The sequence below is a fragment of the Candidiatus Paracoxiella cheracis genome (assembly GCF_049348705.1).
GTDB classification, from domain to species: domain Bacteria; phylum Pseudomonadota; class Gammaproteobacteria; order Coxiellales; family Coxiellaceae; genus Paracoxiella; species Paracoxiella cheracis.
Genome location: NZ_CP186485.1, coordinates 1045061 through 1057625 on the forward strand (window position 1 = coordinate 1045061; position 12565 = coordinate 1057625).

Annotated in this window: 11 protein-coding genes; 5 read left to right on the top strand and 6 right to left on the bottom strand. The window is 40.5% G+C overall.

Annotated features, from left to right (window positions below):
• Positions 1–24: 24 nt before the first annotated feature.
• The gene (gene ttcA, locus ACJMKR_RS05385) at positions 25–747 is read left to right on the top strand and encodes a tRNA 2-thiocytidine(32) synthetase TtcA (RefSeq protein ID WP_423064111.1); all 723 of its coding nucleotides are present in this window, start codon (positions 25–27) and stop codon (positions 745–747) included.
• A gap of 74 nt (positions 748–821) precedes the next feature.
• On the top strand, positions 822–2567 hold the full coding sequence (ggt, locus tag ACJMKR_RS05390; RefSeq protein ID WP_423064112.1) for a gamma-glutamyltransferase: 1746 nt from the start codon (positions 822–824) through the stop codon (positions 2565–2567).
• Here the strand turns inward: ggt and ACJMKR_RS05395 are convergent.
• The 3 genes from ACJMKR_RS05395 to ACJMKR_RS05405 all read right to left on the bottom strand — a co-directional run bounded on the left by ACJMKR_RS05395 (position 2564) and on the right by ACJMKR_RS05405 (position 7264).
• Positions 2564–3160 carry an outer membrane beta-barrel protein gene (locus ACJMKR_RS05395; protein WP_423064113.1) on the bottom strand — a complete coding sequence of 199 codons (597 nt, stop codon included), beginning with the start codon at positions 3158–3160 and terminating at the stop codon, positions 2564–2566. The two genes, ggt and ACJMKR_RS05395, sit on opposite strands and share 4 nt — an antisense overlap.
• 84 nt (positions 3161–3244) lie before the next feature.
• Positions 3245–5476, bottom strand: a complete 2232-nt coding sequence (locus ACJMKR_RS05400) for a bifunctional SulP family inorganic anion transporter/carbonic anhydrase (protein ID WP_423064114.1) — start codon at positions 5474–5476, stop codon at positions 3245–3247.
• A 15-nt stretch (positions 5477–5491) separates the two neighbouring features.
• Complete coding sequence (locus ACJMKR_RS05405; RefSeq protein ID WP_423064115.1) at positions 5492–7264, bottom strand: SLC13 family permease; 1773 nt, start codon at positions 7262–7264, stop codon at positions 5492–5494.
• 127 nt (positions 7265–7391) lie between these two features.
• Between ACJMKR_RS05405 and thpR the strand changes: the two genes are divergently transcribed.
• From thpR to gloA, 3 genes are all read left to right on the top strand, one after another.
• The gene (gene thpR / locus ACJMKR_RS05410; protein ID WP_423064116.1) at positions 7392–7934 is read left to right on the top strand and encodes an RNA 2',3'-cyclic phosphodiesterase; all 543 of its coding nucleotides are present in this window, start codon (positions 7392–7394) and stop codon (positions 7932–7934) included.
• Between the two features lie 63 nt (positions 7935–7997).
• Entirely contained in the window at positions 7998–8291 is a 294-nt protein-coding gene (locus tag ACJMKR_RS05415; protein WP_423064117.1) for a hypothetical protein, read from the top strand.
• Between the two features lie 5 nt (positions 8292–8296).
• Positions 8297–8683, top strand: coding sequence for a lactoylglutathione lyase (gloA, locus tag ACJMKR_RS05420; protein WP_423064118.1), 387 nt, complete (start codon positions 8297–8299; stop codon positions 8681–8683).
• A gap of 97 nt (positions 8684–8780) precedes the next feature.
• Here gloA and ACJMKR_RS05425 read toward each other — a convergent pair whose 3' ends face one another.
• Genes ACJMKR_RS05425 through prpC form a run of 3 tightly spaced genes read right to left on the bottom strand, consistent with a single transcriptional unit; the run spans position 8781 to position 12521 of the window.
• Positions 8781–9977 (bottom strand): MFS transporter, encoded by a 1197-nt coding sequence (locus ACJMKR_RS05425; protein ID WP_423064119.1) that lies wholly within the window; start codon positions 9975–9977, stop codon positions 8781–8783.
• The gene (locus ACJMKR_RS05430; RefSeq protein WP_423064120.1) at positions 9978–11396 is read right to left on the bottom strand and encodes a bifunctional 2-methylcitrate dehydratase/aconitate hydratase; all 1419 of its coding nucleotides are present in this window, start codon (positions 11394–11396) and stop codon (positions 9978–9980) included.
• Positions 11397–11402: 6 nt separating this feature from the next.
• On the bottom strand, positions 11403–12521 hold the full coding sequence (gene prpC, locus ACJMKR_RS05435; protein ID WP_423064121.1) for a bifunctional 2-methylcitrate synthase/citrate synthase: 1119 nt from the start codon (positions 12519–12521) through the stop codon (positions 11403–11405).
• Positions 12522–12565 lie beyond the last annotated feature (44 nt).

A 12565-nucleotide genomic window follows, 5' to 3' on the forward strand; every position in this document is an offset into this window, starting at 1 on the left:
CTCATCCACTATACCAAGAAGGCTATGAATGACTACCGGATGGTAGAAAAGGGTGACCGGGTTCTGGTTTGCCTCTCTGGGGGCAAAGATTCCTACACCATGCTCAATCTTTTGAACATGATTCGGATCGAGGCTCACTACACCTTTGAAATCTTCGCCTTTACATTGGACCAAAGCCAGCCCGGCTGGAGCGATGGCCACATGCGTGCTTGGCTAGAGGCCAATCAAATTCCCTACGAGATTTTAACGCGTGATACTTATACCATCGTGAAAGACAAAATTCCGGAAGGGAAAACCTATTGTTCATTATGTTCCCGTTTGCGACGCGGCATCATTTATCGATATGCTGAAGAAAATAATTTTAATAAAGTGGCATTAGGGCATCATCGTGATGACCTAATTGAAACGTTATTAATGTCGATTTTATACACGGGCCAAATTCGATCGATGCCACCAAAATTATTAACCGATAATAAAAAGCATATCGTTATTCGTCCTTTATCCTATTGTCAAGAAAGCGATATTATTGAATACGCCAAAGAACAAAACTTTCCCATTATTCCTTGTAACTTATGTGGCTCACAAGAAAACTTAACACGACAACGTGTGAAAAATCTTATTGCTGAATTGGCAAAAACTAATCCAAAAATACCGAGTAATATTTTACGCGCGATCAGTAATGTAAAACCCAGCCAGTCAATGGATCATGAGTTGTGGGATTTTAAAGGGTTAGAAATTATTGATTAAAAAATTAAGAGGGTGTCTCTAGAAATCTATTTTCAGAAAAAATAGCGTTCAATTGCGGCAAAGAGAGGGGGGTTGTGTTTTCGGGCGTTAGTGCCAGGATGGCACTAAGCAACTTTGGCAAGCAATTGAAAAGGAGCGATATGAAAAGATTACTTTTTCTTCTACTTACAATCCTACCCATGGCGAACAGCTACTCGGCATACCTACCACCAGCTAGTGGTAACAATGATATGGTGGTCACCGCGCAACGCTTAGCGACAGAAGTTGGTGTGAATATTTTAAAAAAAGGGGGTAACGCCATCGATGCAGCCGTTGCGGTGGGTTATGCGTTAAGTGTTGTGCAGCCCTGTTGTGGGAATATTGGTGGTGGTGGATTTATGTTAATCCACTTGTCTAAAGGCAAAAATGTATTCCTCGATTTTCGTGAAAAAGCACCTGCAAAAATTTCTAAAAAATTAAAACCTGGTATTTCGCATGGCTATTCAACTGTGGGTGTGCCAGGCACAGTAATGGGATTAGATACGGCTTTAAAACTATACGGCACCATGCCATTAAAACAGGTCATAGCACCAGCCATTGATTTAGCAGAAAAAGGGTTTATTTTAACGAAAGCCGATATAAACTATTTAGATTACGGTGCCGAAACGTTTAAACAATCTCCCAATGCATCTTTGATTTTTCTAAAAAATGGAAAACCGTATCAACCGGGTGATCGTTTAATTCAGATGGATTTAGGGAAAACGTTAGAAGAAATCAGTAAGGGTGGCACTGATGCATTTTATCATGGGCGAATTGCCCGGGAAATTGCGACTGCGAGTAAAGCCTATGGAGGAACGATAACGCTAAAAGATTTAGCGGATTATTCCGTGGTCGTCACGCACCCCATTCAATGCGAATATCGTGGTTATCAAATTATTTCGGCCCCACCCCCGGGTTCGGGTGTAACCGTGTGTGAAATATTAAATATAGTCAGTGGCTATCCTATTGGTGCACTGGGATTTCATTCTGCAATGACCACACATTACAATGTGGAGGCTATGCGGTATGCTTTTGCGGATCGTAATCGATATTTAGGTGATCCGGATTTTGTTAAAAATCCTGTAAGAAAATTATTGTCCTCTATCTATGCTGATAAAATACGCAAGAAAATTAATCGTCTTAAAGCAGGTAATTCCCGTCCACCAGGTGAATTGATGAGGCCGCATAATACGACCCATTTTGTCGTTATTGATAAAAAGGGTAATGCAGTTTCATTAACTTACACGCTCAATCGATTTTTTGGATCCGGTGTGATTGCCGGCAATACGGGATTTTTTCTCAATGATGAATTGAATGATTTTACGTTAAGCTTCGGTGTGCCAAATATATATAAACTCACTCAGGGTAAATCAAATTTAATCAAGCCTAATAAAAGACCATTGAGTGCCATGAGTCCAACATTTGTCATGAAGAATCATAAATTATATATGGCATTAGGAGCAGCAGGTGGGCCGACTATCATCACCACCGTCGTTCAAATTATCGAAAATGTTTTAGATTTTGATATGAATGTTAATGTAGCAGTGAATATGCCACGTTATCATATGCAGTGGTTGCCAGATGTTGTATATATGGAACCGTTTGTATTTTCACAAGATACACTAAAAATATTGCACGGTATGGGCTATAAAACGAAGCTTGGCTTTTATAATGAAACAATTTGGGGGCAAGCGGCTGCTGTTTTAATCGATCCTAAAACAGGTATTTTGTATGGAGCTGCTGACAATAGTCGGCCAACTGGGGCAGCGATGGGCATTGAAGCGCATGATGATAAAGATTAAAATTTAAGTTGAAAACTCGTTAATAGCGCTTGCGTTGCCTGAACGGGTCCATTTTCAGAGGTCATATCGTATTCGAATGTGAGTTCGCTATAACGAGACGTATTGATGCCGAGGCCTCCGCCATAGTAGGGAGTGATCCGGTTTTCAAAGTTGGTAGCATGATTGGTGTTGAGTGTATCGACAGCATTATATTCGGTGGATATGCTGGCAACTCCTAGCTTTCCATATAGGTTAAGTTCTCGATTTAAGTGGATGGTGCCTTTACCTGCGGCTTTGGTCATGGAATTATTCTTGGTGAGCGGGCTATCGCCCAAGGTGACATTGGGTAGGGCTGTATAACCACCTTCTAAGGCAAAATAGGGGTTGATTTGGTAACCGCCGTTGACTCCAGAGACCAAACCCAGGCTCTGATTGCTGTTGGTGTAGGGATTTTTAGTGTTGCCGCCGTAACCGAGGCTAGAACTTAAATAGGTCGTCCCTTGAGTGATGGCGATGGGTGCAAGATTGCTGTCTGCCAACGTCATTGTGCCAAACGTCATCGAGGCAACAGCACCTAGACCATAAAGGGTGATTAGGACTTTGGTTCTTCGCATTGTCTATTTATTAACCAATATAAAAATACATGATAGCATTTTTTCTATCAAAAGTGTCAAGACATTAATTTATATTCATATTTTTCAATAGTTTACTGGAGTTGGACTTTGGATTGCGTCATGAGTCGCCTCGCTCACATCGAATGTCACCTTACCAGTTGTGATATCGTATATGGCGCCGACTAAGCCTATTTTCTGTGATACGAGCAGGTCGTGCAAAATCTTACTATCTTTAAAGAGCTGCTTTTGTACGAGATCGACATGAGTACAGGCCACGTGATCAACAAAATTAATGATATCCTGATGAAGCAATAGCCCGCTAGATTCTCGACTCACCGCAATGGCTGGTTTTATCTTCGATAACAAAAAGGATAAATGGCCTAATTGAATATCTTCGCAGGCCGCCGTGATCGCCCCACAACGTTTATGCCCAAGCACAACGATAAGTTTTGCACCAGCGATCTCACAGGCAAATTCGATGCTTGCTAATATATCGGTATTGATAATGTTTCCGGCAATGCGCGCAACGAATACATCACCTAAATTTAAGTCAAAAACATTTTCTACGGGTACACGCGAGTCTATGCAGCTCAGAACGACAGCTATGGGGTGTTGGGCATCTGAAGTAGCTTTAATCTGTCTTTTGAAATCTTTATGTATGGGGGTATTATTTATGAAACGTTGGTTACCTTCTTTTAACACTTGCAATATTTCCGTAGGTGTTAGGCGGCTTTGCACGTCTAAAGTAGTAGCAGTAATGAAATTTATTTGGTTTGATAGATCATACTGTGGTTCTAGTCCTAGAATATTCAATGCAATATTTTTATCAGGAGCTTGATAATCTCTAAACTCCTTTATAATTTCCAAGATGTCTTGGTCGATGTAATTGGTATGATTTGCATCAAGAAGAACCTTGCTATTTTTGGGGATTTTTTTGAGGGCATTGACGATGGCTGCCTTGTTTAAGAAGCTTAGCTGTTGCGGTAATACCAAACGTAACACATCTCCGCTAGTGTGTTTTTCTTTAACGTGTAAAAACTGATAACGGCTGTTTTGATACAAAATAAAAAATAATCCTACCCCAAGTCCAATGAGAACGCCTAATAATAAATTTGTAAAAACGATAGCAACAACTGTGATAATAAAGGCAGTAAAGTACATTTTGCCAATGCTATACATTCGCTTGAAGAGTGCAAAACTAGCAAGCTTGTAACCGGTTGCAATTAATATTGTAGCTAGAGTCGCCAGTGGAATCTGATTGAGCCAGGCAGGAATAAAAACTATTGAAATAAGCAGTAACCCTCCATGTAGAATAGCAGATAGTTTTGTGCGATTACCTGCATGAATATTTACACTCGTGCGAACAATAACAGAAGTGATAGGCAAACCACCAATTAAACCAGAGAGCGTATTGCCAACTCCTTGGGCAATAAGTTCCTTATTACGTGAACAATAACGATGATGAGGGTCTAATTTTTCTGCAGCTTCCAAATTTAATAGCGTTTCCAAAGAAGCTACAATCGCTATGATAAATCCATATACATATATATTAACGTGAGTCCATGCAGAAAAATTTGGATGCAGTAGCTGCGCAAACAAACCATTCAGACCTTCGGTAACAGGGATATTGACTAAGTGCGAGTTCAAGAGTGCTAGACTCGGTAAAAATTTTGAAAATAAAAAATTGACGAGGACAGATATAATGACGGCCATTATTGCTGCTGGTATTTTTTGAAAAAATTTACTAGGAATTTTATTCCAAAAAAGTAAAATTATAAGTGTGATAATACTAATAAAAGTAGCAGGAATGCTAATTTTATGGATTAAATGTAGTAAGGGTGTGAGAGAAAAATTACCTTGGGCAGTGACAATAGATGCAGCAACTTGTTTAGCATTGCTGCTAAAACCAAAGGCAAGCGGTAATTTTTTTATTATAATTAAAATCCCAATCGCTGCTAATAATCCTTGAATGACATTGGAAGGAACGTAGTCTGCAATAAATCCTGCGCGTAATGAGCCGATTAAGATTTGCAATAAACCCGCAAAAACGAGTGCGAGTAAAAATGTTTGGAAATTGCCTAAGACTGCCGTGCTTGAAAGTACAATGGCAATCATGCCTGCTGCTGGTCCACTAACGCTAACCTGAGAATCGCTAAAAAAGCCAACGACAATTCCACCAATGATTCCTGTAATAATACCTGAAAAAAAGGAAGCACCAGAGGCAAGCGCTATGCCCAAGCATAGTGGTATAGCCACTAAGAAAACAATAACACTAGCGATCACGTCATTTTTAAATGAAATCCACTTCCTATTCATAATACATCCTACTTATTAAAGTGGCCAAGCCCATTGAATTAAAGGCAGCGCTACCACGATGACAATAATTTCAAGCGGCAAGCCCAGTCGTATGTAATCGATAAACTTATAGCCGCCAGGCCCCATCACAAGCGTATTATTTTGATGCCCGATTGGTGTTAAGAAGGAACAAGATGCACCGATAGCAACGACCATTAAAAAAGGATCAATGCTGGCATGCATGGTGTGCGCAATAGTTCCTGCGATGGGTGCCATCACGACAGCCGTCGCGGCATTATTCATAAAATCCGAAATGGTCATGGTGACAATCAATAACAATCCTAAAATATAAACTGGCGGAAGATGTTGGGTGAGACCAATAATATCGTGTGCGATTAGTGCCGTTCCACCGGTGCTTTGCAGCGCTTCACCGATCGGAATCATCGCTGCCAACAAGATAATAACAGGCCATTCAATGCTGTCGTATACAAATCGTAATGGTATCGAACGAAATAAAATCATTGCTAGCACAGCACCGCCAAATGCAATTTCAACAGGGATCAGTTGTAGGGCAGTCAGAATAATGGCCAGAACAAAAATAAACAATGGCACAAACGCACGACGCTTTCCAACGTCTAGACGTCGCTCAATCAACGGTAAAAAGCCTAAGTTTGCAACGTTTTCTTGTAGAATGTCTACGGGACCTTGTAAAAGAACGACATCTCCGGCGCGTAAATTAACTTGATGTAAGCGCTCTTTAAATGGGTTTCCTTCTCGAGATATTGCCAATAAATTTATGCGATAACGTGAGCGCAGATGAATATTTTGTGACGACCGATTTTCAATACGAGAACCGGGTGGGACCACGGCTTCAATTAATGAAACATCTTTTGATTTTAAAATATCGGATGAAATTTTCTCTCCGCCGACTAATTCTAACTTGGCTGTTTGTAATAATTCTTCTAAGTCTGTGGTTGATGATTCTATAATTAAAATATCATCGGCTTCTAATACATGATCAGGCGGTATTATTAATTTTTTCTTTTTGTTGCGGATCAAACCAGTAATAACAAAATCACCTTCCACCATTTTCTCAAGTTCACGTACGGTAATTCCGACCGTCGGTGAATTTTCAGGTATTTTAATCTCCGTGATATAATCTTGCATTTGAAACATATCATCAGCCTGTTTGGGTGCCTTGCGTTTTTTGGGCAACAGTCGCCATCCAATGAGTGCTATAAAAAGCACACCAGCCACAGCCACAAAAAATCCGACGTGAGCAAAGGCAAATATCGTAAAGGGCTGCCCTGTGATTTGTTCGCGATAAGATGATATTAATAAGTTCGGTGGTGTGCCGATTAATGTGGTTAAACCACCCATGGCAGAGCCTAACGCAATGGGCATTAATATCGTGGATGGGGAGCGGTTATTTTTAATAGCAGTTTGAATGGCAATCGGCATCATGAGCGCTAAGGCACCAACGTTATTCATAAATGCAGAAAAAATAGCGGTAAGTAATGTCAAACCACCGATGTGTAGAGTAGGATTTTTTGTAAAATGAATAATTTTTCTTACCAGTGAACTCATTATTCCAGAGCGTGTGATGGCTTGTGAAATAATCATGACACAGGCTACCGTAATCACAGCGGGGTTACTGAAGCCTGTAAAAACACGGTCATAAGGAACCGCGCCCACTGCAGTAGAAATGAGTAAGGCGATCATAGCCACAACATCATAGCGCCAATATCCCCAGATAAATAAGGCCATGGTAATGGCCAAAACGATGAGAATGGTGTAGGGTCCATGCATTGATTCAAGATTCCTTGAGCGAGTTAAGTTGATTATTATCATACCGAAATGATCTTGTCGGTACCAGGCGACTCTATCTGAGGAAATTCATTAGCCCTTTTTCGTTTTGATTTGTTAAACTCATCGGATGAAGCGTACTTTTTTTGCCATACCCGTGATCTCGAAAGAACATCGCTTGTTGCAAAAAGCGATGAAGCCGATCGTCCAACAATTGGGTGATACAGTGCAATGGATCCCTGAAAAAAAGTGGCATGTAACGGTGTGTTTTTTAGGCAACGTAGAGGATCATACGATTGAATATCTTTTACAAGCTGCCGAAAAAATTTCCTGCCATACTAAGCGATTTATTATAAATATCAATAAAATATCTGAATTTCCTTCATTGCATTCTAGGATAATCGCGGCACATCTTGATCTCCATAAATCCTTGGAACTTTTATTTAATTCATTGGATGCGGCTGCCAAAACAGCAGGGCTTCCCGGCGAAGCTCGGGCTTATCGACCGCATATCACGATGGCAAAGTTTGGTCGTCGTAAGCGTCGTTTTGATCCTGTATTGTTTGAAAAATTTACACTTCACGCAGAAGAGTTGGTACTGTTTCACAGCAAGCCGACCGAGCAGGGCAGTGAGTATATTCCACTGAAAACGTTCCGCTTCGATAAATGCTAGGTATTGTATTCATACTTATTGATAATTTGCTAAACTTACAGAGTCAACAAACTGGAGAATTACATGGCTGAATCAATTGATGACTTAACAGTCGAATATATCGAGGATGGTGTTAAAACCATTCAAGAACTGGATAAAGTAGTTCTGACTAAGGGTGCATGGTGCACCATCATTTATAAAATCCAAAATTGGAATCGCGCAAAACAAGAATATAATCCGGTGAGTTACACCATTCGTCGTTATCAAAAACGCAGTGGTGAATACCAACAGCGCTCCCGTTTTAATATTTCAAGGAAAGATCAAGCTGAAAAAATTATCGAAACGTTATCGAAATGGGTGAAGGAGTCAGAGGAGTAACACGCATGAGAATTCTGCACACGATGCTGCGTGTCACCGACCTCGAGAAATCACTTGATTTTTATGTTCGTATTTTAGGCATGCGATTACTGCGCAAAAAAGATTTTCCAGAAGGAAAATTTACCTTGGCATTTGTCGGTTATGGAGATGAATTCAACTCAACCGTTCTTGAGCTCACTTATAATTGGGAGACTCACGAATATGATTTGGGTAATGCCTACGGACACATTGCGATAGAAGTTGATGATATTTATAAAATGTGTGATGACATTCGTGAGCAAGGTGGCAAAGTGATCCGCGAGCCTGGTCCCATGAAGCACGGCACGACGGTGTTAGCGTTTATTGAAGATCCTGATGGTTATAAGATCGAGTTATTAGGGAAAAAATCTTAAAAACATTTTATCCATTTCAATTGCTTGACTCGCGAGTTTAGAGTTATTGAAAGCTATTTGATTAACGGGTAATGGCTTTAAGAGCAGCTCTTAAAGCCTAATCTTTGAATCGAATCCACGCCTGCCAAACCACTATAACAGCTAAAATTAAAACGAAAACAAAAAGTGAAGGCATTACTAGTGCATGTCGGGTAGGCAAGAGTGTCAAAATGACCGTTGTAATAAAAGTTACTGTCATCGTAGTAAAACTCATCACGGCAGAGCCGGTCGCTTTATCTTCGTAACCAACTAAAGCCATTACCGTGACACTGCTATAAACCATGGGCAATCCCATCATGATAAAAAAGATGGGTGCCATTAAGCTGAATGTATTGATCCAGCCGAGAACGAAACAAATAAACATAAATAAAGTACCCAATATCGTACTACTATAGCCGATGGTGATTACTTTATAAGAAGATAAATGCTTGCTGATTCTCCCAGACGTCAATGCTCCAATCAATTGTCCGCAATAGGGAATTAATAACAGGGCACCATAAACACCGGGAGTTAAGCCAATTTCATCGATAGCAATAAAAGGTGCGCCGCTGCTAACGATATAAACAAAAGATGCCATTAAACCGTAAATGAGTGAAAAGATGATAAGGCGCAAATTTTTAAAGGCTTTTGAATAAGAATGAAGTAATGGTTTAAGTTGTAAAGCATCCAGACTTTTTCTCTGTAATGTTTCTGGCAAGGGAGCGCTAGTGAGTAAAATGATGCCGCCGTAGATTAAATAAAAATAAAAACAAGCAATCCAGGAAATGTGAGAGGTGATAATACCGCCTAAAAATACAGCTAGCGCTGGCATAAAGGCATAAGCTAAAACAGTATAACTAACAACGGGGCGTGCTTGTTCTGGAAAATAAAAATCATTAATAATAGTGAAACTGATAATCATCCCAACAGCAGAGCCGAGTGCCATTAAGAAACGCCCTATCAAAAGTACATCAAAACTATGAATATAAATACCCACTAAACAAACGATACAACTAAGTATGTAGACGGCAATGCCCAAATAAACGGCTATTTTTCGTCCATATCGATTTGCAAAGGGCGAGTAAATCAGTTGTCCGATTGCATAACCAATGATAAATAAAGTGATGAGTTGTTGCGCTTTTCCATTGGAAACAACAAAAAAATCACCGATGGCTGGAAGTGCAGGACTTATTAAAACAGTGGCCACAGATGGAAAGCTGATCAATAAGATCAAAGAAAGCAAATGTGGTTTTTTGGTATTGAGTCTATATTGCATTTATTTGGCCAGAATTTGCATGAACTTATCTACCGGCATTGCATCCAATTTTCGAGCATCATTGCACAAGGCAGTGATTTTTTCGGCTTGTTTTTTGTCAAAATGGCTATTAACACTTTTTTGGAACTTTTCCATTAAAAGTGGAATTCCTTCATCGCGGCGGCGACGGTGACCGACGGGATAGTCAATCGAAATTTCTTCCGTGTTTGACCCATCCGTAAAAAAGATTTGAATTGCATTGCCGATCGATCGTTTATCGGGATCAAGGTATTCTTGCGTAAAGCGCGGTTCTTCGATCACTTCCATTTTTTCTCGTAACTGATCGATACGAGGGTCTTCGGCCACATCATCTTCATAATAAGCTGCAGTTAGTTCACCGTAAATTAATCCGATAGCAATCATGTATTGAAGACAGTGGTCACGATCCGCTGGGTTATGTAGCGGACCTTTTTTATCGATGATTCGAACGGCAGATTCCTGCGTTTTTACGATGATTTTTGCTATATCGTCGAGACGATTTTTGACTTGATCATGCAATGCAAAAGCACACTCTACTGCTGTTTGAGCATGAAATTCAGCCGGAAAAGAAATTTTAAATAAAATATTTTCCATGACATATGTGCCATATGGCCGTTGAAACTTGAAATGATTACCACGAAATGTGGCATCGTAAAAACCCCATGTCGGCGCTGTTAAAACACTGGGATATCCCATTTCTCCAGCCATCGCAATTAATGCCAAACGCACACCGCGACTGGTTGCATCACCTGCTGCCCAAGATTTACGTGAACCGGTATTGGGTGCATGGCGATACGTTCGTAAGCTTTGCCCATCGACCCATGCAAGAGATAAAGCGTTACAAATTTTTTCATAATCTCCGCCAAACATTTTTGTAGTGACAGCAGTGGTTGCGACTTTTACTAAAACAACGTGATCGAGTCCCACACGGTTAAAACTATTTTCTAGCGCAATCACACCTTGAATCTCGTGTGCCTTAATCATTGCATGTAAAACATCACGGATTGTGAGTGATTGTTTTTTTTGTCGATTCAAATAATCCGCAACGGCTAAAATGCCGCCGAGATTATCAGAAGGGTGTCCCCATTCGGCGGCCAACCATGTGTCGTTAAAATCTAACCATCTAACGAGCGCGCCAATATTAAAAGCTGCTTGCACGGGTTCCAATTCGTAACGTGTGCCGGGTACTCGCGCGCCTTTTTTTAAAGTCGCACCAGGCACAACCGGACCTAATAATTTAGTGCAATGAGGGTTTGCTAAGGCTAAAAAGCCGCACGCCAGGGTATCCAGCAAACAATACCGTGCGGTATTGACAGCCAATTCGCTGTCGATGTTGTAATTTAAAACATAATCCGCAACGTCGCGAATTTCCTTATCAAACTCAGGCTTATCATTTTTCATAATTATCTATCTATCTTCAATCGCTATAAATTCACGTGGAGCAGGGCCGATATATTCGGAAATAGGCCGTATTAATTTATTATCGGCACGCTGCTCGATAATGTGTGCTGACCAGCCGCTCACGCGTGACATCACAAATAATGGAGTGAACATATCGGTAGGAATATCGCAAAATGCATAAGCAGAAGCACTATAAAAATCGAGATTAGGAAATAATTTTTTTTGATACCACATTATTTTTTCAATGCGTTCTGATATAGGAAAGAAAGTTTTGTCGCCGATATGTTTGGCTAATTTTTCAGACCAGGCTTTAATAATATCCGAACGTGGATCCGATATCGTATAAACACGATGACCAAAACCCATAATTAATTCTTTTTTAGCAAGCATTTTGTTCACGCCAGCTTCAGCCTCATCTGGTGAGTTAAACCGGCTAATGAGTTTATAAGCTTCTTCATTGGCACCACCGTGTAAAGGGCCACGTAATGTGCCAATAGCACTACAAATGGCTGAATAAAAATCGGATAGGGTTGCAGCCGTCACTCGGGCCGCAAAAGTAGAGGCATTAAATTCGTGCTCGGCATATAAAATCATGGAGACATCTAGCATGCGTGCTTGTTCGGGGTCGGGTTTTTTTCCGTGTAATAAATGTAAAAAATAAGCTGCTTGACTGTCATCTTTTAATTCAGTATCGATGCGTTTTCCACTTTTTTGAAAGTGATACCAATACAATAGCATCGCAGGAAAACTTGCAATCAAACGATCGGCAATAGCAATGGCACCATGCGAGTGAGTTTCTGGTTCTAGCGAGCCTAAAATAGAGCAACCCGTTCGCAAAACATCCATAGGGTGTGCGTTACCGGGAATTTGTTCTAAAACGGTTTTGAGTGGTTGTGGCAGTCGGCGAAGTTTTACTAAAGTGTCACGATAGGCATTGAGCTCTTTTTGACTGGGGAGTTTACTGTAGATTAATAAATAAGCAACTTCTTCGAACGTAGCGTTTCTTGCGAGATCCTCAATGGCATAGCCACGATAATGCAGCCCTACACCTTCTTGACCAACGGTACAAATACCTGACTTTCCTGCCACAATACCAGCGAGGCCCCCTGATTTTTTCGTACTCATGGATGCTAGCTCCTTTTAGCTTCTTTCGATGCTGGATTTATTAG

Coding starts and splice junctions, on each gene's coding strand:
- ttcA (WP_423064111.1), top strand. CDS start 25: ATGAATGACTACCGGATGGTAGAAAAGGGTGACCGGGTTCTGGTTTGC.
- ACJMKR_RS05395 (WP_423064113.1), bottom strand. CDS start 3,160: ATGCGAAGAACCAAAGTCCTAATCACCCTTTATGGTCTAGGTGCTGTT.
- ACJMKR_RS05400 (WP_423064114.1), bottom strand. CDS start 5,476: ATGAATAGGAAGTGGATTTCATTTAAAAATGACGTGATCGCTAGTGTT.
- ACJMKR_RS05405 (WP_423064115.1), bottom strand. CDS start 7,264: ATGCATGGACCCTACACCATTCTCATCGTTTTGGCCATTACCATGGCC.
- thpR (WP_423064116.1), top strand. CDS start 7,392: ATGAAGCGTACTTTTTTTGCCATACCCGTGATCTCGAAAGAACATCGC.
- ACJMKR_RS05415 (WP_423064117.1), top strand. CDS start 7,998: ATGGCTGAATCAATTGATGACTTAACAGTCGAATATATCGAGGATGGT.
- gloA (WP_423064118.1), top strand. CDS start 8,297: ATGAGAATTCTGCACACGATGCTGCGTGTCACCGACCTCGAGAAATCA.
- ACJMKR_RS05425 (WP_423064119.1), bottom strand. CDS start 9,977: ATGCAATATAGACTCAATACCAAAAAACCACATTTGCTTTCTTTGATC.
- ACJMKR_RS05430 (WP_423064120.1), bottom strand. CDS start 11,396: ATGAAAAATGATAAGCCTGAGTTTGATAAGGAAATTCGCGACGTTGCG.
- prpC (WP_423064121.1), bottom strand. CDS start 12,521: ATGAGTACGAAAAAATCAGGGGGCCTCGCTGGTATTGTGGCAGGAAAG.